Source organism: Paraburkholderia sp. RAU2J (assembly GCF_003634845.1).
Classification (GTDB): Bacteria; Pseudomonadota; Gammaproteobacteria; order Burkholderiales; family Burkholderiaceae; genus Paraburkholderia; species Paraburkholderia fynbosensis.
Genome location: NZ_RBXG01000001.1, coordinates 1944898 through 1966073 on the forward strand (window position 1 = coordinate 1944898; position 21176 = coordinate 1966073).

Below are 21176 nucleotides of genomic sequence, written 5' to 3' on the forward strand. Positions count from 1 at the left end.
TCGCTTTGCGACGAAGCGGTTTTTTCTTGCCCTGTCCGTTATCCGCCGGTGCTTTGCGCGATCCGCCCTGAAGCCTCATGCGGCGCTGCATCCAATTTGCCGCTCGCGCCGGATTTATTTTCCAGTTAAATAGAGCGCTGGCACCGAACCGGTGATGCGCGCATCGGGTTCGGCCGCATCGGGCGTAGCGCGCCCGCATCGAACAATATTTCGCGCGAACTGGAGATCTGGATGAATGCAACGACCGCAGCAAGCCTCGCGGGGAGCCGGCAGAGTTCGTGGCGCGCGGTGATCGCCGCCTCGATCGGCAACGCGCTGGAATGGTTCGATCTGGTGGTGTACGGCTTTTTCGCGGTGACCATCGCGAAGTTGTTTTTCCCGGCCGGTAACGACACGGTCTCGCTGCTGCTGACGCTCGGCACCTTCGGCGTGTCGTTCTTCATGCGGCCGCTCGGGGCGATCGTGATCGGCGCGTATGCGGATCGCGCAGGCCGGAAGGCCGCGCTCACGCTGTCGATCCTGCTGATGATGGGGGGCACGCTGATCATCGCGATCCTGCCGACCTATCGGAGCATCGGCCTCGCCGCGCCGTTGATTCTCGTGATCGCGCGTCTGATGCAGGGCTTCTCGGCGGGCGGCGAATTCGGCAGCGCGACCGCGTTTCTCGCCGAGCACGTGCCGGGGCGGCGCGGTTTCTTCGCGAGCTGGCAGGTGGCGAGCCAGGGGCTCACGACGCTGCTGGCCGCCGGCTTCGGCGTACTGCTCACCGGTTCGCTGGCGCCGGAACAGATGGCGTCCTGGGGCTGGCGCGTGCCGTTCTTCTTCGGTCTGCTGATCGGGCCGGTCGCCTGGTACATCCGCACGAAACTCGACGAGACGCCCGAATTCCTCGCGGCCGAAACCACCGCGACGCCGTTGCGCGACACCTTCGCGAGCCAGAAGCTGCGGCTCGTGATCGCGATCGGCGTGGTGGTGCTCGGCACCGTGTCGACGTATCTGGTGCTGTTCATGCCGACCTATGGCGTGAAGCAGCTGGGACTGGCGCCGTCGGTCGCGTTCTCGGCGATCGCGCTGACCGGCGTGATCCAGATGGTGTTCTCACCGCTGGTCGGTCATCTGTCGGACCGGCATGGGCGCACCACGATCATGCTGGCGCCGGCGCTGCTGCTGCTCGTGCTGATCTATCCGGCCTTTCTGTATCTGGTCGCGCATCCGAGCTTCGGCACGCTGATGGCAATGCAGATCGTGTTCGGTTTCCTGATGACGGGGTACTTCGCGTCGCTGCCGGGTTTGCTGTCGGAGATGTTCCCGGTGCAGACGCGCACGACCGGCATGTCGCTCGCGTATAACATCGCCGTGACGATCTTCGGCGGCTTCGGGCCGTTCATCATCGCGTGGCTGATCAGCGCCACGGGGTCGAAGGCGGCGCCGAGCTATTACCTGATTTTTGCCGCGGCGGTGAGCCTCGTCGCGTTGATGGCAGCGCGTCGCAAGCTTGGGTTTCGCTGAGGCGACGCGCCGGTAAACGCAAAAGGCCGGTTCAGGATGAACCGGCCTTTTGCATGGGTGACGAAGTCCGCCGCTACGACAGGATCAGACTTGCGCACCTGCGTTCGGATCGTTCGGATCGGAGCGTTCCTTCTTGTCCTTCACCAGATCTTCGCGCTTCACGCCCAGCCACATTGCGAGCGCGGCGGCGACGAACACCGACGAATAGATACCGAACAGAATACCGACCGTCAGCGCCAGTGCGAAGTAGTGCAGCGTCGGGCCGCCGAACAGGAACATCGACAGCACCATCATCTGCGTACAGCCGTGCGTGATGACGGTTCGCGACATCGTGCTGGTGATCGCGTGGTTGATCACCTCGATCACGGTCAACTTGCGTTCGCGGCGGAAGGTCTCGCGAATCCGGTCGAAGATAACGACCGACTCGTTCACCGAATAGCCGAGCACCGCGAGCACCGCGGCCAGCACCGACAACGAGAACTCCCACCGGAAGAACGCGAAGAAGCCGAGAATGATCACCACGTCGTGCAAGTTCGCGATCACGCCGGCCACCGCGTACTTCCATTCGAAGCGGAACGACAGGTAGATCACGATGCCGATCACCACGCAGGCGAGCGCGAGCAGGCCGTCGGTGGCGAGCTCCTTGCCGACCTGCGGGCCGACGAACTCGACGCGCTGCAATTGCACCTGCGGCGTCTCGGCCTTCAGCGCGGTCATCACCTGATCGCTCTGTTGCGCCGACGTGTAGCCCTGCTTGAGCGGCAGACGGATCAGCACGTCGCGCGAGGTGCCGAAGTTCTGCACCTGGGCATCCGCGTAGCCGAGTTTGGCCAGCGTGCCGCGCACCGGATCAAGCGGCACGGCGCCCGGATACTGCACTTCGATTACGGTGCCGCCGGTGAACTCCACCGACAGATGCAGCCCGCGATGCACGAGGAAGAACACAGCGGCAAGGAACGTCAGCAGCGAGATTGCGTTGAAGATCAACGCACGCTGCATGAACGGAATGTCTTTGCGAAAACGGAAAAATTCCATGGTCTTGTTCTCCGGGACTCAGCGGGATGAACCCGGTTTCTGCGGCGTGTTCGAGGAACCCGAGGCATCGCGGCGGCGCACGGTCGGCTTGCCGGTGCGCGCTTTCCCGCCCGCCGGAGCCTTGGACTTCGCCGCAGCCTTGGCGACGGCTTGCGCGGTGCCGGTGTCGGCGTCGTGATTGCCGAGGTAAGCGCCCGAGCCCGCGGGCGCCGTTTCCGGACGCCACACCTGGCCGATCGCCAGCGACTTCAGCTTCTTCTTGCCGCCGTACCAGAGGTTGACGATACCGCGCGAGAAGAATACCGCCGAGAACATCGACGTCAGAATGCCGATACAGTGGACCATCGCGAAGCCGCGCACCGGGCCGGAGCCGAAGGCGAGCAGCGCGAGGCCGGCGATCAGCGTCGTGACGTTCGAGTCGAGAATCGTCGCCCACGCATGCGCGTAGCCGTTCTGGATCGCCAGTTGCGGCGGCGCGCCGTTGCGCAGTTCTTCACGCACGCGTTCGTTGATCAGCACGTTCGCGTCGATCGCCATACCGAGCGCGAGCGCGATAGCGGCGATACCCGGCAAGGTCAGCGTGGCCTGCAGCATCGACAGCACCGCGATCAGCAGCAGCAGGTTGACCGACAGGCCGATCATCGAGATCACGCCGAACAGCATGTAGTACGCGATCATGAACACGGCGATCGCCGCGAAGCCCCACACCACCGAGTGGAAGCCCTTCTTGATGTTATCGGCGCCGAGGCTCGGGCCGATCGTGCGTTCTTCGATGATTTCCATCGGCGCGGCAAGCGAACCGGCGCGCAGCAGCAGCGCGAGGTCGGCGGCGGCTTGCGGGGTGGGCTGGCCGGTAATCTGGAAGCGGTCGCCCAGTTCCGACTGGATGGTCGCCACCGTCAGCACTTCGCCCTTGCCATGCTCGAACAGCACCATCGCCATCGGCTTGCCGATGTTGTCGCGCGACACGCTGCGCAGCGCGCGGCCGCCGGCCGAGTCGAGGCGCAGGCTGACCGACGGGCGCTGATGTTCGTCAAAACCCGCCGACGCGTCGATAATCCGGTCGCCCGTGAAGATGACCTGCTTGCGCAGCAACACCGGCGTCTGGTTGCCCTGGGTGAACAGTTCGTCGCCCGGCGGCACAGGGTCGGACGGATTCGGATGCGTGTTGACCGGGTCGGCCAGGCGCGCTTCGAGCGTCGCCGTGCGGCCGATGATGTCCTTCGCCTTCGCCGTGTCCTGCACGCCCGGCAGCTCGACCACGATGCGATCCGAGCCTTGCTGCTGGATCACCGGCTCGGCCACGCCGAGTTCGTTCACGCGGTTATGCAGCGTGGTGATGTTCTGCTTGAGCGCGGCGTCCTGCACGGCGCGTTGCACCGCGGGCGTGAAGGTGCCGACCAGTTGCACACCGCCGTCCTGGCCCGCCTGCGAGGACCACTGGAGTTCGCTAATGCCGCGGCCGAGCAGCTTGAGCGCCGCGTCCGCCGTGGCCTGATCGGCCAGATTGACCACCACCGACTGGCCCACGCGATTCACGCCGCCGTCGCGCACGTTGTTGTCGCGCAGCAGCGTGCGCACGTCCGAGGCGTCCGAGTCGAGCTTCTTGTTGAGCGCGCCGGCCATGTCCACCTGCAGCAGGAAGTGCACACCGCCGCGCAGATCGAGACCGAGGTACATGGGCAGCGCGTGCAGCGCCGAGAGCCAGGTAGGCGATGCGCTTTGCAGGTTCAGCGCGACGATGAACTGCGGATCGGTCGGATCGCTGTTCAGCGTTTTCTGCAGCAGATCCTTGACGCGCAATTGCATGTCGGTGTTCGTCAGACGCACGCGAATGTTCGCGTTGGTCGTCGAATTGTCGAACGTGACGGCGGTCGGCTTGATCTGATTGGCGGCGAGCGCGGCTTCGACTGCAGCCAGCGTGGTCGAGTCGAGCCGGACCGTTGCCTTGCCGCTCGACACCTGCACCGCCGGTGCTTCGCCGAACAGGTTGGGCAGCGTGTACACGAGGCCGATGACCAGAGCCACCAGCATCACGGCGTATTTCCAGAGGGGGTAGCGATTCATGAGTGGTCCAACGGGAAGGTTGGCTTGGAAGCGATGCGTCCGGCGATGAGCGCGGGCGGTTCAGCACGGGGTGGCGTGAATCGCCGGCGAGGCCGCGCCGGACGCGAGAGAGCAGGCCTTACAGCGACTTGATCGTGCCCTTCGGGAGAATCGTCGTGATCGACGCTTTCTGCACGGTGATTTCCGTGCCTTCCGAGATTTCGACGCCGACGTAGGCTTCACCCACCTTGGTTACCTTACCGACGATGCCGCCGTTCGTCACCACTTCGTCGCCCTTGGCCATGGCGGCGAGCATGCTGCGATGCTCCTTCTGGCGCTTCATTTGCGGGCGAATCATGATGAAGTACAGTACGCCGAACATCAGGATCAGCGGCAGGAAGCTCATCAGGTTCGATTCAATGCCACCTGTTGCTGTGCCTTGGGCAAAGGCATTGGAAATGAACGACACGTTGGTCTCTCCGTTATCAGTCAAACGATCAAAAAAATCAGCCGATTATTCTACCACCGGCCTGATGCGCGTCGGCGCGGCGAATCGGCTTTGCGATCAACCGTTTAAAGCCTTTTTACGCCGTCCGCGAAAGTGGATTGTAAGGTTTTCGGGTCGCGGCGCGCGGATTCTTCGGTTGAATCCGCGCGCCGGACCCCGTCAGGGCGCCTGTTCGACGCCGCGCGCGCGGTTCTCGTGGAAGCGTTTGCGGAACGGCTCGAACATCTTCGCGTCGATCGCGTCGCGCATTTCCTGCATCAGTTCGAGGTAGTAGTGCAGGTTGTGGATCGTGTTCAGCTGCGCGCCGAGGATTTCGCCGACCCGGTGCAGGTGATGCAGATAACCGCGCGTGAAATGGCGGCAGGTGTAGCAGCCGCATTGCTCGTCGAGCGGGCGCAGCGAGTTCCTGTGCGTGGCATTGCGGATCTTGATGTCGCCGAAACGCGTGAACAGCCAGCCGTTGCGCGCGTTGCGGGTCGGCATCACGCAGTCGAACATGTCGACGCCGGCAGCGACCCCGGCCACCAGATCTTCCGGCGTGCCGACGCCCATCAGGTAGTGCGGCTTGTCGGCCGGCAGCTTCGGGCCGATGTGGTTCAGCACGCGCATCATGTCTTCCTTCGGCTCGCCGACCGACAGCCCGCCGATCGCGAGGCCGTGGAAATCCATCTCCGCGAGACCCGCGAGCGACTCGTCGCGCAGGTCCTCGAACATGCCGCCCTGGACGATGCCGAACAGCGCGTTCGGATTGCCGAGCCGCCCGAACTCGTCGATCGAGCGCTGCGCCCAGCGCATCGACATGCGCATCGAGTCGGCCGCGTCCTTGTGCGAGGTCGGCACGTTGTTGGTCGCGTATGGCGTGCATTCGTCGAACTGCATGACGATGTCCGAGTTCAGCACCTTCTGAACCTGCATCGACACTTCCGGCGACAGGAACAGCTTGTCGCCGTTGATCGGCGACGCGAACGTGACGCCGTCTTCGGTGATCTTGCGCAGGTCGCCGAGCGAGAACACCTGGAAGCCGCCGGAGTCCGTCAGGATCGGCTTCTTCCAGCCCATGAAGCCGTGCAGGCCGCCGTGGGCTTCGATGGTTTCCAGGCCCGGGCGCAGCCACAGGTGGAAGGTGTTGCCCAGAATGATCTGCGCGTGCATTTCTTCCAGTTCGCGCGGCTGGACCGCCTTCACCGTGCCGTAGGTGCCGACCGGCATGAAGATCGGCGTTTCCACCACGCCATGATTCAGCGTGACGCGCCCGCGCCGCGCCTGGCCGTCGGTGCCGAGCAGTTCGAATTTGAGGCCGTTGGCGGGGCGCTCGGTGGTGGTCTCTTGCGATTGATGACCGAGGGTCATTGAGTAACTCCTGGGCTACCGGAAAACAGTCCGGCGCGAATGTTGAAACGGACTTCGGATTGGTGATTCTGCATGGGGCCGGGAAAGCGCTAAGGCGCTGACTCTGATCGACAGCCCCAAACGTTGAAACGCCGCCGCGAATGTTCGCGGCGGCCTGGGAACTGCCAAAACTTCAAACGGCCAGGCTGTTTCAGACGTCGCGGCGCGTGAGCAGCATCGCATCGCCGTAACTGAAGAACCGGTAACGCTCTTCGATCGCATGACGGTACGCCGCGCGAATCGTCTCGACGCCGGCGAAGGCCGATACCAGCATCAGCAACGTCGACTTCGGCAAATGGAAATTCGTCACCAGCCGGTCGACCACGCGGAACTGATAGCCCGGCGTGATGAAGATGTCGGTTTCCGTGCTGGCCGCGGCGAGCGGCCGGCCGGCGGCTTCGGCGTCGCGCGCGGCGGCTTCGAGCGCGCGCATCGACGTCGTGCCCACCGCGATCACGCGATTGCCGCGAGCCTTGGTCGCCGCGATCCTGTCGGCGAGCGACTGCGGCAGGTGATACCACTCGCTGTGCATCTTGTGCTCGGCGAGATTCTCGACCCGCACCGGCTGGAACGTGCCCGCGCCGACGTGCAGCGTCAGCGTTGCGCGTTCCGTGCCGCGGGCGTCGAGTTGCGCGAGCAGCGCGTCGTCGAAATGCAGGCCGGCGGTGGGGGCCGCGACCGCGCCGGGATTCTGCGCGAACACGGTCTGATAGCGGGTCTCGTCGGTCGAATCGGGGTCGTGCTCGATGTACGGCGGCAGCGGCAGCCGGCCGAACTGCTCGATCAGCGTCAGGCACTCGTCGGGGAAATGCAGCGTGTAGAACGGCTCCACCCGCTCGCCGAGCGTGACATCGAACGCGTCCGCGAGACGGATCGTGGTGCCCGGCTGCGGGCTCTTGCTCGCGCGGATCTGCGCGAGCGCCGTGCGCTCGCCGGTGAGGCGCTCCACCAGCACCTCGACCTTGCCGCCACTGGCCTTCTGGCCGAGGAAGCGCGCCTTCAGGACTTTGGTATCGTTGAAGACCAGCAGATCGCCGGGCGCGATGCACTCGGGCAACTCGGCGAAGCGGCGGTCGATCAGACGCGCGGCATCGGTGCCGCCCGTGTTGTCCACCTCGAGCAGACGGCTGGCGCTGCGCTCGGGCAGGGCGACTTGCGCGATCAGTTCGGGCGGCAGATCGAAATCGAAATCGGAAAGCGTAAACATGCGAACGACTGGAAGCGAATTGAGACTGAATTGAGCCGAAGCCGGAGCCGGGCGGCTATGATTGCGGGACGCCAGAGCGGCCCGCTAGCCCACGCGCCTGCGGTGAACCCCGTCGGCGGCGAACCCTTTGACAGCCGATATTGTACTTGCGAAGCAGCCCATGCCTTTGTCCGACCGCCGTTTGCCCTCCGCTACCGACGAAGTGAGCGCCGAACCGAAGCGCCGCGTCGCGCGAGGCAACGCGGCGCAGCAGGCGAGCGAGGTGGGGGCGGGCGCGACGCCGGCGAGCGAAAAGGGCGCGCCGGAAGCGGGCCTGGCCGGCGACAAGCCTGCAGGATCAGCCGGCGCGACGGCGCCGTTCGGCGCGGCCGGCCCCTTCGGTGACAAGCCCGCTGGCAAGTCCACGCCGAAGTCCGCCGCCAAAGCCGCCGCCAAAGCCGCCGCGAGGGGCGCCGAGAAAGGCGTCGACGCAGGCGCGGAAAAACGCACCGCCAAACCCCCCGTCAAAACCGCCGACAAGCTCGCCAAACTCGGCCTCACGCGCGCGATCGACCTCGTGCTGCATCTGCCGATGCGCTACGAGGACGAAACCTCGCTGACGCCGATTGGCCACCTGCTGCCTGGCGGCATAGCGCAAACCGAAGGCGTGGTGTTCGACAACGAGATCGCCTATCGCCCGCGCCGTCAGTTGCTGGTAAAGCTGCACGACGACGCCGGCGACGAACTCGTCCTGCGCTTTCTGAACTTCTACGGCTCGCAGGTCAAGCAGATGGCGATCGGCGCGCGGCTGCGGGTGCGCGGCGACGTGCGCGGCGGCTTCTTCGGCATGGAGATGGTGCATCCGGCGGTGCGCGTGGTCGACGAGGACACGCCGCTGCCGCAGGCGCTGACGCCCGTCTACCCGAGCACTGCGGGCGTCACGCAGGCCTATCTGCGCAAGGCGATCGACAACGCCTTGTCGCGCACGTCGTTGCCGGAGTTGCTGCCCGAGCCGGTCGCGCGGGCGCATCTCCAGCCGCTCGGCGTGCCGTCGCTGATGGATGCGGTGCGCACGCTGCATCACCCCGGCGTGCAGTCCGACGAGACCGCGCTGATCGACGGCACGCATCCGGCGTGGGTGCGCATCAAGTTCGAGGAGCTGCTCGCGCAGCAGATGTCGCTCAAGCGCGCACACGACGAGCGCCGCACCCGGGCCGCGCCCGCCATGCCGCGCCGCAAGCAGGGCGACGAGTCGGCCTTGGTGGCGCGACTGCTGAAGGCCCTGCCATTTTCGCTGACGAGGGCGCAGGAGCGTGTCGGCGGCGAGATCGCGCTCGATCTGACCCAGCCGCATCCGATGCAGCGGCTCTTGCAAGGCGACGTCGGCAGCGGCAAGACGATCGTCGCCGCGCTGGCCGCCGCGCAGGCCATCGACGCCGGCTACCAGGCCGCGCTGATGGCGCCGACCGAAATCCTCGCCGAACAGCACGCGCGCAAATTGCGCGGCTGGCTGGAGCCGCTCGGCGTGAGCGTCGCGTGGCTGGCGGGCAGTCTAAAGACCAAAGAGAAGCGCGCCGCGATCGAAGCCGCCGCGCTCGGCACCGCGCAACTCGTGATCGGCACGCACGCGATCATTCAGGACGCGGTGGAATTCGCCCGCCTCGGGCTCGTGATCGTCGACGAGCAGCACCGCTTCGGCGTCGCGCAACGGCTCGCGCTGCGCGCCAAGGCGCTCAACGCCGCCGACGGCGCGCGCGACTTCCAGCCGCATCAACTGATGATGTCCGCGACCCCGATTCCGCGCACGCTCGCAATGACCTACTACGCCGACCTCGACGTCTCGACCATCGACGAATTGCCGCCGGGCCGCACGCCGATCCTGACCAAGCTCGTCTCCGACGCGCGGCGCGAGGAAGTGATCGGCCGGGTGCGCGAGGCGGCGCTGAGCGGGCGTCAGGTGTACTGGGTGTGTCCGCTGATCGAGGAAAGCGAAACCTTGCAATTGCAGACCGCGGTCGAGACCTACGAGACACTGGTGGCCGCGCTGCCCGAGCTGAAGGTCGGCCTCGTGCATGGACGTCTCGCCCCCGCCGAGAAGGCTGCGGTGATGGACGCGTTCACCCGCAACGAGGTGCAGCTGCTGGTCGCGACAACGGTGATCGAAGTGGGCGTCGACGTGCCGAATGCGTCGCTGATGGTGATCGAGCATGCGGAGCGCTTCGGCCTCGCGCAGCTGCACCAGCTACGCGGACGGGTGGGGCGCGGCAGTGCGGCGTCGGTGTGCGTCCTGCTTTACACCGGGCCGTTGTCGATGACCGCGCGCGCGCGCCTGCAGACCATGCGCGAAACGACGGACGGCTTCGAGATCGCCCGGCGCGATCTCGAGATTCGCGGACCGGGCGAGTTCCTGGGCGCGCGCCAGTCGGGCGCGGCGATGCTGCGGTTCGCCGACCTTGAAAACGACCAGTGGCTGATCGAACCCGCGCGCGAGGCCGCCGCGGTGCTGCTCGAGCACTATCCGGAGGTGGTGTTGCAGCATCTGGCACGGTGGCTCGGGGCGCGTGAGCACTATCTGAAAGCGTGAAACGGGTTTGACGTCGTTGAAAAGCCGCTGCACGACTCGTGCGTCAGCCCCGAAACAAGAGGTGGCGAACCGACCCCATAGGGTGTATAACTAGAACCTATCGAATTCATTGCACTGATTGGTCCCCCAATGACGCTCACCGAATTGAAATACATCGTGGCGGTTGCCCGCGAGCGGCACTTCGGCCGGGCCGCCGAAGCGTGTTTCGTCAGCCAGCCGACGTTGTCGGTCGCTATCAAGAAGCTCGAAGACGAGCTGAATGTGCAGATCTTCGAGCGCGGCACCAGCGAGGTCAGCGTCACGCCGATCGGCGAACAGATCGTCACGCAGGCGCAGCGCGTGCTCGAACAGACGCTCGCGATCAAGGAAATCGCCAAGCAGGGCAAGGACCCGCTGGTCGGACCGTTGCGGCTCGGCGTGATCTATACGATCGGGCCGTACCTGCTGCCCACGCTCGTCAAGCAGATGATCAAGCGCGTCCCGCAGATGCCCTTGATGCTGCAGGAAAATTTCACGCTCAAGCTGATCGAACTGCTCAAGCAGGGTGAAATCGACGTCGCCATCATGGCGTTGCCGTTTCCCGAAACCGGTTTGATGCTGCGCCCGCTGTACGACGAGCCGTTCGTCGTCGCGCTGCCGTCGGGCCACGCGTGGGAAAACCGGCAGAAAATCGACGCCGACGACCTGAAGCAGGAAACCATGCTGCTGCTCGGCAGCGGCCACTGCTTCCGCGATCACGTGCTGGGCGTGTGCCCGGAACTGATGCGTTTTTCGCAGAACGCGGACGGCATCCAGAAGACCTTCGAAGGGTCGTCGCTGGAGACCATTCGACACATGGTCGCGAGCGGCGTCGGGATCACCGTGCTGCCGCGCATGTCGGTGCATGAGGTCAAGCCGCACGCGGGCGGCATCGACGCGGGCCTGCTCAGCTATGTCGCGTTCGACGAGCCCGTGCCGGATCGCCGCGTCGTGCTCGCGTGGCGCAAGAGCTTCACGCGCATGCCCGCGATCGACGCCATTTGCGATGCGATCAGCGCCTGCGATCTGCCGGGCGTCAAGAAGCTCGATCTGCCGGTCGCGGTCAACTAGCGTTCCATCTCTTCCTTCTCTGTGCCGGTCGGTGCCTGTGGCCGACCCTCGGCACGGCGCACGCCCTCGCGCGCGCCGCAATCTTTCGAAGTGCAGTCCCGCGCTTTCCCGGGTCCGCGTGTCGCCTATCAAATAGATAAAATTAATCAAATACCTATTTTTAATAGCATTGGTATAGTTTCCTCCATGGATCGCCCGATCCCTTCCGATAAGGCCCAGGAGGAAATCATGATGCAACCGGACTCGCAGCAAATTCACGCGCTTGTCGCCCAACCGGCTGCCGCAGCCGCCGTCCGCGCGACAGCTTCGGCGCCGAGCATGCGCACGGTCGCGTTGTCGTTGCTGGTCGATCGGGCCTTGTCCGCTTAACGCAGCGGCTGCGGCATTCATGCCGCGTCTGCCCGCTCTCTTTCAAGAAAAATCACAGGAGTTACCCATGTCCGAACGCAAGCTCACCCATGCTGCCGGCGCACCGATCGCCGACAACCAGAATTCGATGACCGCCGGCCCGCGCGGTCCGGTCGTGCTGCAAGACGTCTGGCTGCTCGAAAAGCTCGCTCACTTCGACCGCGAAGTGATTCCCGAGCGCCGCGTTCACGCCAAGGGTTCGGGCGCATTCGGCACGCTGAAGGTCACGCACGACATCTCGCGCTACACGAAGGCGAAGGTGTTCGCGGCGCTCGGCAAGGAAACGCCGCTTTTCATGCGCTTTTCGACGGTGGCGGGCGAGCGTGGCGCGGCCGACGCCGAGCGCGACGTGCGCGGCTTCTCGATCAAGTTCTACACCGAAGAGGGCAACTGGGACGTGGTCGGCAATAACACGCCGGTGTTCTTCATCCGCGATCCGCTGAAATTTCCGGACTTCATCCACACGCAGAAGCGCGATCCGTACACCAACATGCGCAGCAACGTCGCCGCGTGGGACTTCTGGTCGCGTCATCCGGAGTCGCTGCATCAGGTGACGATTCTGATGAGCGACCGCGGCATTCCGAAGAACTATCGGCAGATGCACGGCTTCGGTTCGCACACGTACTCGTTCATCAACGCGAATAACGAGCGGTTCTGGGTCAAGTTCCACTTCAAGTCGATGCAAGGTATCGAGAACTTCACCGATGCGGAAGCCGCGCAAGTGGTTGCGCAGGACCGCGAGAGTGCGCAGCGTGATCTGGTCGGCAACATCGACGCGGGCAACTTCCCGGCATGGCGCTTCGCGATTCAGGTGATGCCGGAAGCGGACGCGGCGAACTATCGCTTCAATCCGTTCGACATCACGAAGGTGTGGTCGCAGAAGGACTATCCGCTGATCGACGTCGGCACGATCGAGTTGAACCGCAACGCGGCAAACTATTTCGCGGACGTCGAGCAAGCCGCATTCACGCCGGCCAACGTGGTGCCGGGTATCGGCTTTTCGCCGGATCGTCTGTTGCAAGGGCGGCTGTTCTCGTATGGCGACACGCAGCGCTATCGCCTCGGCATCAATCACCATCAGATTCCGGTGAATGCGCCGCGCGTGCCGAGCGCGCATTCTTTCCATCGCGACGGCGCGCTGCGCACGGACGGCAATCTCGGCGGCAACGTGAACTACGAGCCGAACCGTTTCGGCGACTTCGCGCAGGACGCGAACGCGTCGGAGCCGCCGCTCGCGGCAGGCGCCGTGGATCGCTACGATCATCGCGCTGACGACGACTACTACACGCAGCCGGGCATGCTGTTCGCGCTGTTCGATGCGGCACAGCGCCAGCGGTTGTTCGGCAACATCGCGCGCCACATCGATGGTGTGCCGCAGGACATCGTCGCGCGTCAGATCGAGCATTTCCGCCGCGCCGACCCGGCCTATGCGGAAGGCGTGATCGCCGCTTTGGCCGAACTGGCGGAAAGCGTCAAGAAGTAAGCAACGGTAGTTGAAGCGATGCAGCAAAGCGGGGCGCAGCGGCGTCCCGCTGGTATCGATACGAATCGCGGGAGTACGATCATGATTCAGATGATGATGGCCACGCTTGGCGGCTCGCCGGCAGCACGCGGTGCGCAACGGCGGCAGACACTCACGCGGGCATTCGGCGTGCGCAAGGCAGCCGGTTTCGCGATCGTCGCGAGCGGGTGGGCGGTGCTCGTCGCGCAGGCGCTGCAACACACGCTGGGCGGTTGATCGCAGTCAACCCGTCAAAGCGGCAAGTGGCCATGTGTCACGCGGACGCAGCAGTTTTCCAGGCTAAACTGTCGAGCGTTCGATGTTTCGCGTTTGCCTTGCGCAAACCGTCACTTTGCCGACCGGTTCGTATCACTCTTCGAAGGAGTCGTCATGGCCAAGAAAGAAGCCGCAGCCGTACAGCACGTCAATATCGGGATCAGCGACAAGGATCGCAAGAAGATTGCAGAAGGTCTGTCGCGTTTGCTCGCCGACACCTACACGCTGTACCTGAAGACCCACAACTTCCACTGGAACGTGACGGGTCCGATGTTCAACACGCTGCATCTGATGTTCGAAACGCAATACAACGAACTGGCGCTGGCAGTCGATTCGATCGCTGAACGGATCCGCGCGCTGGGCGTGCATGCGCCGGGCAGCTACAAGGATTTCGCGAAGCTGTCGTCGATTCCGGAAGCGGACGGCGTGCCGGCCGCGGAAGAAATGATCCGCCAGCTGGTGGAAGGCCAGGAGGCCGTGGTGCGCACCGCGCGCGCGATTTTCCCGTCGACGGAAGCCGCCAACGACGAGCCGACCGCCGACCTGCTGACGCAACGCATGCAAACGCACGAAAAGACCGCGTGGATGCTGCGCGCGATGCTCGCTTGAGCGTCGCCGCCTCGCGAGCGAGCCGCTCCGCTCAGGCGCCGACGTTGCGCTGTTTGCACTGAGACGGCACAAAGCCTCCCTTCGCGGGAGGCTTTGTTTTTTGCGGTGCCGCTCAGCGAGCCGCGCGCAAGGCCTCGCGTTTCGGAGCGCGCCCGCCCGTAAAGCAGCCGCCCGCGCGCATCCCGTAAAATAGCCGCAACGTTTGCGCACTTCATCCACTTCACCGATTCCGCCATGTTCGCCCGACTTCCCCTGTATCTGCGCCTCGTGCGCATGGACAAGCCGATCGGCAGCCTGTTGCTGCTGTGGCCGACACTCAACGCGCTGTGGATCGCGTCCGACGGACATCCGTCCTGGCCGCTGCTGGTGATCTTCACGGTGGGCACGGTGCTGATGCGCTCGGCGGGCTGCGCGATCAACGACTATGCGGATCGTGATTTCGACCGCTACGTGAAGCGCACCGAAAATCGGCCGATCACGTCGGGCAAGATCAAGGCGTGGGAAGCGGTGGCGCTGGCGGCCGGGTTGTCGCTGCTGGCGTTTCTGTTGATTTTGCCGCTGAACACGCTGACCAGGGAGCTTTCGGTAGCGGCGCTGTTCGTCGCCGGTTCGTACCCGTTCACCAAGCGGTTCTTCGCGATTCCGCAGGCGTATCTCGGGATCGCGTTCGGCTTCGGCATTCCGATGGCGTTCGCCGCGATTCAGGGCCACGTGCCGATGCTCGCGTGGGTGATGCTGCTCGCCAACGTGTTCTGGTCGGTCGCGTACGACACCGAATATGCGATGGTCGATCGCGACGACGACATCAAGATCGGCATCCGCACGTCGGCGCTCACGTTCGGCCGCTTCGACGTGGCCGCGATCATGCTGTGCTATGCGGTGACGCTCGGCATCTACGTCGGCATCGGTGTGATGCTCGGCTTCGGCGCGCTGTACTGGGTGGGTTGGGCCGCGGCGGCGGCCTGCGCGGTCTATCACTACACGCTCATCCGCGACCGCGAGCGGATGGCGTGCTTCGCCGCTTTCCGGCATAACAACTGGCTGGGCGGCGCGCTGTTTGCCGGGATTGCTGCGCATTATGCGGTGGCTTCGTTGTGATTTTTGCTGCACGTCCGCAGGGCAGCGGTTTGGCTCCGAGTGGAGCGTGCGCCGCGAAGAGTTGCAGCGCAATCGCAGTGGACTTGTAGCGGATTGGTAGCAACGGGCTGCGTTGTGGAGCGAAGCGCTGCGTCGTTTTAATTCCGCAGTGCTTCGTTCTCGCCACGGTGCCGCTAAAGGTTGGTCAATCGCGGCTCTAACCACGGTGCCGCTAGAGCTTCCTCAAACGCGGCAGCCCACTAGGCCGCCGCCAACGCACTACCCTCACCCGCACTTACTGCTTGCCGAACTCCTCGCCCATTTCCTTCGCGCGCGCATCGGCGGCGAGCGCGCCGCGCACGATCGCGTCCTTGATGCCGCTCGCGTCGAACGACGTCAGCGCCGCGGCGGTCGTGCCACCCTTCGAGGTCACGCGTTCGCGCAGCACGCTCGGCGGCTCGTCCGAATTCGCCGCCAGTTGCGCCGCGCCGGTGAAAGTCGCGACGGCCAGCGCGCGGCCCTGCGCTTCATCCATGCCGAGTTGGCGTGCGGCTTCCTGCAGTGCTTCGATGAAATAGAACACGTAGGCCGGACCGCTGCCCGAAATCGCGGTGACGGCGTCGATTTTCGCTTCGTCGTCGAACCAGACCGTTTCGCCGACCGCGCCGAGCACCTGCGACGCGAGCGCGCGACCCGCTTCGTCGACGCTGCCAGTCGCGACGAGGCCCGTCACGCCCATGCCGATCAGCGCCGGCGTATTCGGCATCACGCGCACGATGCGGCCGTGGCCGTTCAGCCAGCGCGACATGTCGCCCATGCGAATGCCCGCGACGATGCTGATCGCCAGTTGCGACGCTTTCAGATGCGGCGCCAGCGCTTGAGCGACGCTCTTCACGATCTGCGGTTTCACCGCCAGCACGACGGCGTCGTACGCTGCGAGCGCGGCGTCTGCGCCCGCACCGGTGCGGATACCGAACTGCTGCTCATTGCGCTTGCGCGCGTCTTCGTTGGGATCGATCGCGTAGAGGTCCGCAGGCGCGACGCCGCGCTTGATGAGGCCGCCGATCAACGCCGCAGCCATGTTGCCGCCGCCGATAAAAGCAATTTTCATGATATTCCGAATGAGTTTCGGTGAAGAGCCTGGACGGCCCGGAAAGGTCAGTGAGCGTAATCCCGCGCGCCGAAGATCGCGGTGCCGACTCGCACGATTGTCGCGCCTTCGAGCACGGCTGCTTCAAGGTCGCTCGACATGCCCATCGACAACGTGTCGAGCTCGAGTCCGTCGTCGCGCAGCCGCTCGAACAACTCGCGCAGTTGGCGATGCGGCGCGCGTTGCGCATCGATATCGCCCGCCGGTTCGGGAATCGACATCAGCCCGCGCAAATTCAGTTTCGGCAGCGCGGCGATTGCCTGCGCGACTTCGACCGCCTCGGCAATGCCGACGCCGCTCTTGGATGCCTCGCCGCTGACGTTGACCTGCAGGCACACGTTCAGCGGCGGCAGATTGTCAGGGCGCTGCTCGGACAGCCGCTGCGCGATCTTCAGGCGATCGACCGAATGCACCCAGTCGAAATGCTCGGCGACCGGCCGCGTCTTGTTCGATTGCAAGGGGCCGATGAAATGCCATTCGAGCGACGCGCGCAGATCGGCGAGCGACTCGATCTTGGCGAGAGCCTCCTGCACGTAGTTCTCGCCGAACACGCGCTGGCCGGCCGCATGAGCCGCGCGCACGTCTTCGGCTGGGAAGGTCTTCGAGACCGCGAGCAGCATGACCGAACGCGCGTCGCGTCCTGCCGCGTGCGCGGCCGTGGCGATGCGCTCCCGCACCGCTTCGAGGTTGTGAATCAGATCGGGCATGGAACGTAACCGGTGGTTCAGCGAGAAGCGATGACCCGATTATACGGACAGCATGTGCTCGACCAATTCGATCCAATGCGCGACCGGCGTCGATGTGCCGCTTTGCAGATGCGCAATGCAGCCGACGTTCGCCGACACGATCACCTGCGGCTCCAGTGCCTGCAGCCGTTCGAGCTTCTGATCGCGCAGTGCGTACGACAGCTTCGGCTGCGTCAGCGAATAGGTGCCGGCCGAGCCGCAGCAAAGATGACTGTCGACGGGCAGACGCACTTCGACGCCGAGCGCGGTGAGCAGATGCTCGACCTTGCCGCGCACCTGCTGGCCATGCTGCAGCGTGCAGGGTGGATGAAACGCCACGGTATGCACCGAGCGGCGGCGCGTGACGGCGGTGAGCGCTTGCTCGAACTCGGGCAGGATCTCCGAAATGTCGCGCGTCAATTCGACGATGCGGCGCGCCTTCTCCGCATAGGCCGGATCGTGGCGCAGCAGGTGCGCGTATTCCTTGACCGTCGCGCCGCAGCCGGACGCGTTCATCACGATCGCCTCCGCGCCCTGCTCGACGTACGGCCACCATGCGTCGATATTGACGCGCAGGTCGTCGAGCGCCTCGTCGTTGTAGCCCAGATGCAGGCGGATCGCGCCGCAGCAGCCGGCGTCGGGCGCGATCACCGTTTCGACGCCAAGCGCATCGAGCACGCGCGCCGTGGCGATGTTCACGTTCGGCATCATCGACGGTTGCACGCAACCCGCGAGCATCAGCATCTTGCGCTCATGTTTCGCGGTGGGCCATTCGAGCGGTCGCTGCCGCGCGGGCACCTTGTCGCGCAGTTTCTTCGGCAGCACGCGGCGAAAGTGCTGGCCCAGGCGCATGGTCGGCGTGAAGACCGCGCTGTTCGGCACGACGCTCGCGAGCACCCGGCGCAGCATCCGCTGACCGAGCGGGCGCGTGACTTTTTCTTCGGTGAGCTTGCGGCCGATTTCCACCAGCCGGCCGTATTGCACGCCGGACGGGCAGGTCGATTCGCAGTTGCGGCAGGTCAGGCACCGGTCGAGGTGAAGCTGGGTACTGCGCGTGACCGGCGCGCCTTCGACCATCTGCTTGATCAGATAGATGCGCCCGCGCGGCCCATCGAGTTCGTCGCCGAGCAACTGGTAGGTCGGGCAGGTGGCCGTGCAGAAACCACAATGTACGCAATTGCGCAGGATGGCATCGGCTTCGTCGCCATCGGGCGTATTGCGAATGAAGTCCGCGAGGTTGGTTTGCATCGCGTCGCTCAGAAGTCGGGGTAGAGACGGCCGCGATTGAAGATGCGGGCCGGGTCGAAAGCGCTTTTCAGGCCGCGATGGATTTTCATCAGCGGCGCGGGCAGCGGCGTGAACACACCGGCGCTGCGGTCGTAACCGTAGCCGGTGCGGAAGATCGTGGCATGACCGCCGGCCTGTTTCGCGCTGATACGCACGGTTTGCGCGTCGGTGTCGGTGATCCACCAGCGCTGGCCGCCGCCCCATTCCATCAGTTGCGCGCCGGGCAGTTGCAAAGGTTCGGTGATCGACGGCAGCGCGAGACGCCAAAGCGCGGCCTTCGGCGGAATGGCCGCGAAGAACGAGTCGGTCTGCTCGCGCAGGCCGGCCCAGAAACGCTCCGCTTCGACCGCATCGACGACTTCGCCGCCGAGCGACGTGCGCGCCGACTTGACCGCCGCTTCGGCGCCCGCGAGGCGCACGGCGAGCGTGCCGTGACGCCATGCGCTCGCGGTGATCGGCAGCGGGCGGCCGCCCCATTCGTTCAGCTTACGGACCGCGTCGGTGCCGTTCATGTCGAACTTGAGCGTGGCTTCGGCCTGCGGCAGCGGCAGCACCTTGATCGACAATTCGAGGATCAGGCCGAGCGTGCCGAGCGAGCCGGCCATCAGACGCGAAACGTCGTAACCAGCGACGTTTTTCACCACCTGGCCGCCGAAATGGAGTTTCTGGCCCTGACCGTTCATGATGACCGCGCCGAGCACGAAGTCGCGCGCCGCGCCTGCGGCAGGGCGGCGCGGCCCGGCGATGCCGGCCGCGATGCAGCCGCCGAAGGTGGCCTGCGGGCCGAAGTGCGGCGGCTCGAAGGCGAGCATCTGATCGTGCTCGGCGAGCGCGGCTTCGATCTCCAGCAGGGGCGTGCCCGCGCGGGCGGTGACGACCAGCTCCGCTGGATCGTACGCGATGATGCCGCGATAAGCGCGCGTGTCGAGGATGTCACCTTCCAGCGTCTGACCATACCAGTCTTTGGTCCCGCCGCCACGGATGCGCAACGCGCGTCCCTCGGCGCTGGCCGAACGCACGCGTTCCGACCATACGGCGACGATGTCGTCCTCTTCCATGGTGTCCTGCTTCGTTGTGTTTCGTTTGATTGTACCGGGCGGGGGCTCGCTGGCAACCAGGAGCGGACCCGCATCGGGTAATCAGGGTCGAGGACCGGGAAGCGCCGCCGCAGCGGCGTGGCCATGCGCCTGCTTACTGCTAGAAGCGCGGCAGCTCAGGGTGAGGCAGCAAGCCGCCGCGCACGTGCATCTTGCCGTATTCGGCGCAGCGCGCTCGCGTGGGAATGCCCTTGTCCGGGTTGAGCAGACCGGGCGCGTCGAAAGCGCGCTTGACCGCGTGGAACGTGTCGCGCTCTTCGGGCGAAAACTGCACGCACATCGAATTGATCTTCTCGATGCCGACGCCATGCTCGCCCGTCACCGTGCCGCCCAGTTCGACGCACGCTTCGAGGATGTCGGACCCGAACGCCTCGGCGCGGTGCCACTCGTCCTGGTCGTTGCCGTTGAAGAGGATCAGCGGATGCATGTTGCCGTCGCCCGCGTGGAAGACGTTGATGCAGCGCAGGCGGTAGGTTTGCTCCATCGCTTCGATGCGCGCGAGCAGCGGCCCGATACTGCGGCGCGGCACGGTGCCGTCCATGCAGTAGTAGTCCGGGGAGATGCGGCCCGCGGCCGGAAACGCGTTCTTGCGGCCGGACCAGAAGCGTAGCCGCTCCGCCTCGGAGCGCGAAATCTGGATGCGCGTCGCGCCCTGTTCGCGCAGCACCGCGGTCATGCGCACGATTTCGTCGGCGACCTCTTCGGGCGTGCCGTCCGACTCGCACAGCAGGATCGCCGCCGCGTCGAGATCGTAGCCGGCTTTGACGAACTCTTCGACGGCGCGCGTGGCCGGTTTGTCCATCATTTCGAGGCCCGCCGGAATGATGCCCGCCGCGATAATGCAGGCGACCGCTTCGCCGCCTTTCACGACGTCGTCGAAACTCGCCATGATGACCTGCGCCGTTTGCGGCTTCGGGATCAGCTTGACGGTGACTTCGGTGACGATCGCGAACATGCCCTCGCTGCCGATCAGCACCGCGAGCAGATCGAGTCCGGGCGCGTCCGGCGCGAGCGAGCCGAATTCGACGATCTCGCCTTCCATCGTCACCGCGCGCACGCGCAGCACGTTGTGCACGGTGAGGCCGTACTTGAGGCAATGCACGCCGCCGGAATTCTCCGAGACGTTGCCGCCGATCGTGCAGGCGATCTGCGACGACGGGTCGGGCGCGTAGTACAGGCCGTACGGCGCCGCGGCTTCGGAGATCGACAGATTGCGCACGCCCGGTTGCACCGTGGCGGTTCGCGCGTATGAATCGACTTCGACGATTTTCCTGAAGCGCGCAAGCGACACCACGACGCCATGACGGATCGGCATCGCGCCGCCGGACAGGCCGGTGCCCGCGCCGCGCGGCACGATCGGCACGTCGAGCCGGTGGCAGATCTGCACGATGCGCTGCACCTGCGATTCCGTCTCCGGCAACGCGACCGCGAGCGGCAGACGCCGGTACGCGGCGAGGCCGTCGCATTCATAGGCGACGGTGTCTTCCTCGCGATACAGCAGACAGTGGGTCGGCAACACGGCCATCAGCGCCTGCACGACTTCGCGCTGGCGCTGGGCGAGTACTTCAGGCGTCAGTTCAGCGGGTGCGTTCATGTGACTTGTCTCCTCGTGCCTTTCGCCAGACTTGCTCTTGTTTCGAGCTGCCTTGTTTCGACGCCGGCGCGGCGGCCAATGCAATGCGGCCGCGCCCGACAACGCC

Annotated in this window: 18 protein-coding genes; 8 read left to right on the top strand and 10 right to left on the bottom strand. The window is 65.1% G+C overall.

Annotation, left to right across the window (positions count from 1 at the left end):
- The first annotated feature begins 231 nt into the window (after positions 1-231).
- Positions 232-1509, top strand: a complete 1278-nt coding sequence (locus tag B0G69_RS08990) for an MFS transporter (RefSeq protein WP_121316558.1) — start codon at positions 232-234, stop codon at positions 1507-1509.
- 84 nt (positions 1510-1593) lie between these two features.
- On the opposite strand, the gene secF is transcribed toward B0G69_RS08990, so the two are convergent.
- The 5 genes from secF to queA all read right to left on the bottom strand — a co-directional run bounded on the left by secF (position 1594) and on the right by queA (position 7694).
- On the bottom strand, positions 1594-2544 hold the full coding sequence (gene secF, locus B0G69_RS08995) for a protein translocase subunit SecF (protein WP_121316559.1): 951 nt from the start codon (positions 2542-2544) through the stop codon (positions 1594-1596).
- An 18-nt stretch (positions 2545-2562) separates the two neighbouring features.
- Positions 2563-4611: a protein translocase subunit SecD gene (secD, locus tag B0G69_RS09000; protein ID WP_121316560.1), complete on the bottom strand. Its 2049-nt coding sequence runs from the start codon at positions 4609-4611 to the stop codon at positions 2563-2565.
- A gap of 118 nt (positions 4612-4729) precedes the next feature.
- The gene (gene yajC / locus B0G69_RS09005) at positions 4730-5059 is read right to left on the bottom strand and encodes a preprotein translocase subunit YajC (RefSeq protein ID WP_121316561.1); all 330 of its coding nucleotides are present in this window, start codon (positions 5057-5059) and stop codon (positions 4730-4732) included.
- Positions 5060-5257: 198 nt separating this feature from the next.
- Positions 5258-6448, bottom strand: coding sequence for a tRNA guanosine(34) transglycosylase Tgt (tgt, locus tag B0G69_RS09010; RefSeq protein ID WP_121316562.1), 1191 nt, complete (start codon positions 6446-6448; stop codon positions 5258-5260).
- Between the two features lie 190 nt (positions 6449-6638).
- Positions 6639-7694, bottom strand: coding sequence for a tRNA preQ1(34) S-adenosylmethionine ribosyltransferase-isomerase QueA (queA, locus tag B0G69_RS09015; RefSeq protein ID WP_121316563.1), 1056 nt, complete (start codon positions 7692-7694; stop codon positions 6639-6641).
- Positions 7695-7854: 160 nt separating this feature from the next.
- Here queA and recG point away from each other — a divergent pair, with 160 nt between their 5' ends.
- The 7 genes from recG (at position 7855) to ubiA (ending at position 15238) form a co-directional block, all read left to right on the top strand.
- Positions 7855-10257 carry an ATP-dependent DNA helicase RecG gene (gene recG / locus B0G69_RS09020; RefSeq protein WP_121316564.1) on the top strand — a complete coding sequence of 801 codons (2403 nt, stop codon included), beginning with the start codon at positions 7855-7857 and terminating at the stop codon, positions 10255-10257.
- 129 nt (positions 10258-10386) lie between these two features.
- Positions 10387-11346, top strand: a complete 960-nt coding sequence (locus tag B0G69_RS09025) for a LysR substrate-binding domain-containing protein (RefSeq protein ID WP_121316565.1) — start codon at positions 10387-10389, stop codon at positions 11344-11346.
- 228 nt (positions 11347-11574) lie between these two features.
- Positions 11575-11715 (top strand): hypothetical protein, encoded by a 141-nt coding sequence (locus B0G69_RS40980; protein ID WP_158608928.1) that lies wholly within the window; start codon positions 11575-11577, stop codon positions 11713-11715.
- Positions 11716-11782: 67 nt separating this feature from the next.
- On the top strand, positions 11783-13237 hold the full coding sequence (locus tag B0G69_RS09030; protein WP_121316566.1) for a catalase: 1455 nt from the start codon (positions 11783-11785) through the stop codon (positions 13235-13237).
- A gap of 81 nt (positions 13238-13318) precedes the next feature.
- Positions 13319-13492: a hypothetical protein gene (locus B0G69_RS41345; protein WP_199731162.1), complete on the top strand. Its 174-nt coding sequence runs from the start codon at positions 13319-13321 to the stop codon at positions 13490-13492.
- A 153-nt stretch (positions 13493-13645) separates the two neighbouring features.
- On the top strand, positions 13646-14140 hold the full coding sequence (locus B0G69_RS09040; protein WP_121316568.1) for a Dps family protein: 495 nt from the start codon (positions 13646-13648) through the stop codon (positions 14138-14140).
- Positions 14141-14374: 234 nt separating this feature from the next.
- Positions 14375-15238 carry a 4-hydroxybenzoate octaprenyltransferase gene (gene ubiA, locus B0G69_RS09045; protein WP_121316569.1) on the top strand — a complete coding sequence of 288 codons (864 nt, stop codon included), beginning with the start codon at positions 14375-14377 and terminating at the stop codon, positions 15236-15238.
- 274 nt (positions 15239-15512) lie between these two features.
- Here ubiA and proC read toward each other — a convergent pair whose 3' ends face one another.
- From proC to B0G69_RS09070, 5 genes are all read right to left on the bottom strand, one after another.
- On the bottom strand, positions 15513-16328 hold the full coding sequence (proC, locus tag B0G69_RS09050; protein WP_121316570.1) for a pyrroline-5-carboxylate reductase: 816 nt from the start codon (positions 16326-16328) through the stop codon (positions 15513-15515).
- 47 nt (positions 16329-16375) lie between these two features.
- On the bottom strand, positions 16376-17074 hold the full coding sequence (locus B0G69_RS09055; RefSeq protein ID WP_121316571.1) for a YggS family pyridoxal phosphate-dependent enzyme: 699 nt from the start codon (positions 17072-17074) through the stop codon (positions 16376-16378).
- A 39-nt stretch (positions 17075-17113) separates the two neighbouring features.
- Positions 17114-18340 carry a glycolate oxidase subunit GlcF gene (gene glcF, locus B0G69_RS09060; protein WP_121316572.1) on the bottom strand — a complete coding sequence of 409 codons (1227 nt, stop codon included), beginning with the start codon at positions 18338-18340 and terminating at the stop codon, positions 17114-17116.
- Between the two features lie 8 nt (positions 18341-18348).
- Positions 18349-19437, bottom strand: a complete 1089-nt coding sequence (gene glcE, locus B0G69_RS09065) for a glycolate oxidase subunit GlcE (protein ID WP_121316573.1) — start codon at positions 19435-19437, stop codon at positions 18349-18351.
- A 139-nt stretch (positions 19438-19576) separates the two neighbouring features.
- Entirely contained in the window at positions 19577-21070 is a 1494-nt protein-coding gene (locus B0G69_RS09070) for an FAD-linked oxidase C-terminal domain-containing protein (RefSeq protein WP_121316574.1), read from the bottom strand.
- Positions 21071-21176: the final 106 nt, after the last annotated feature.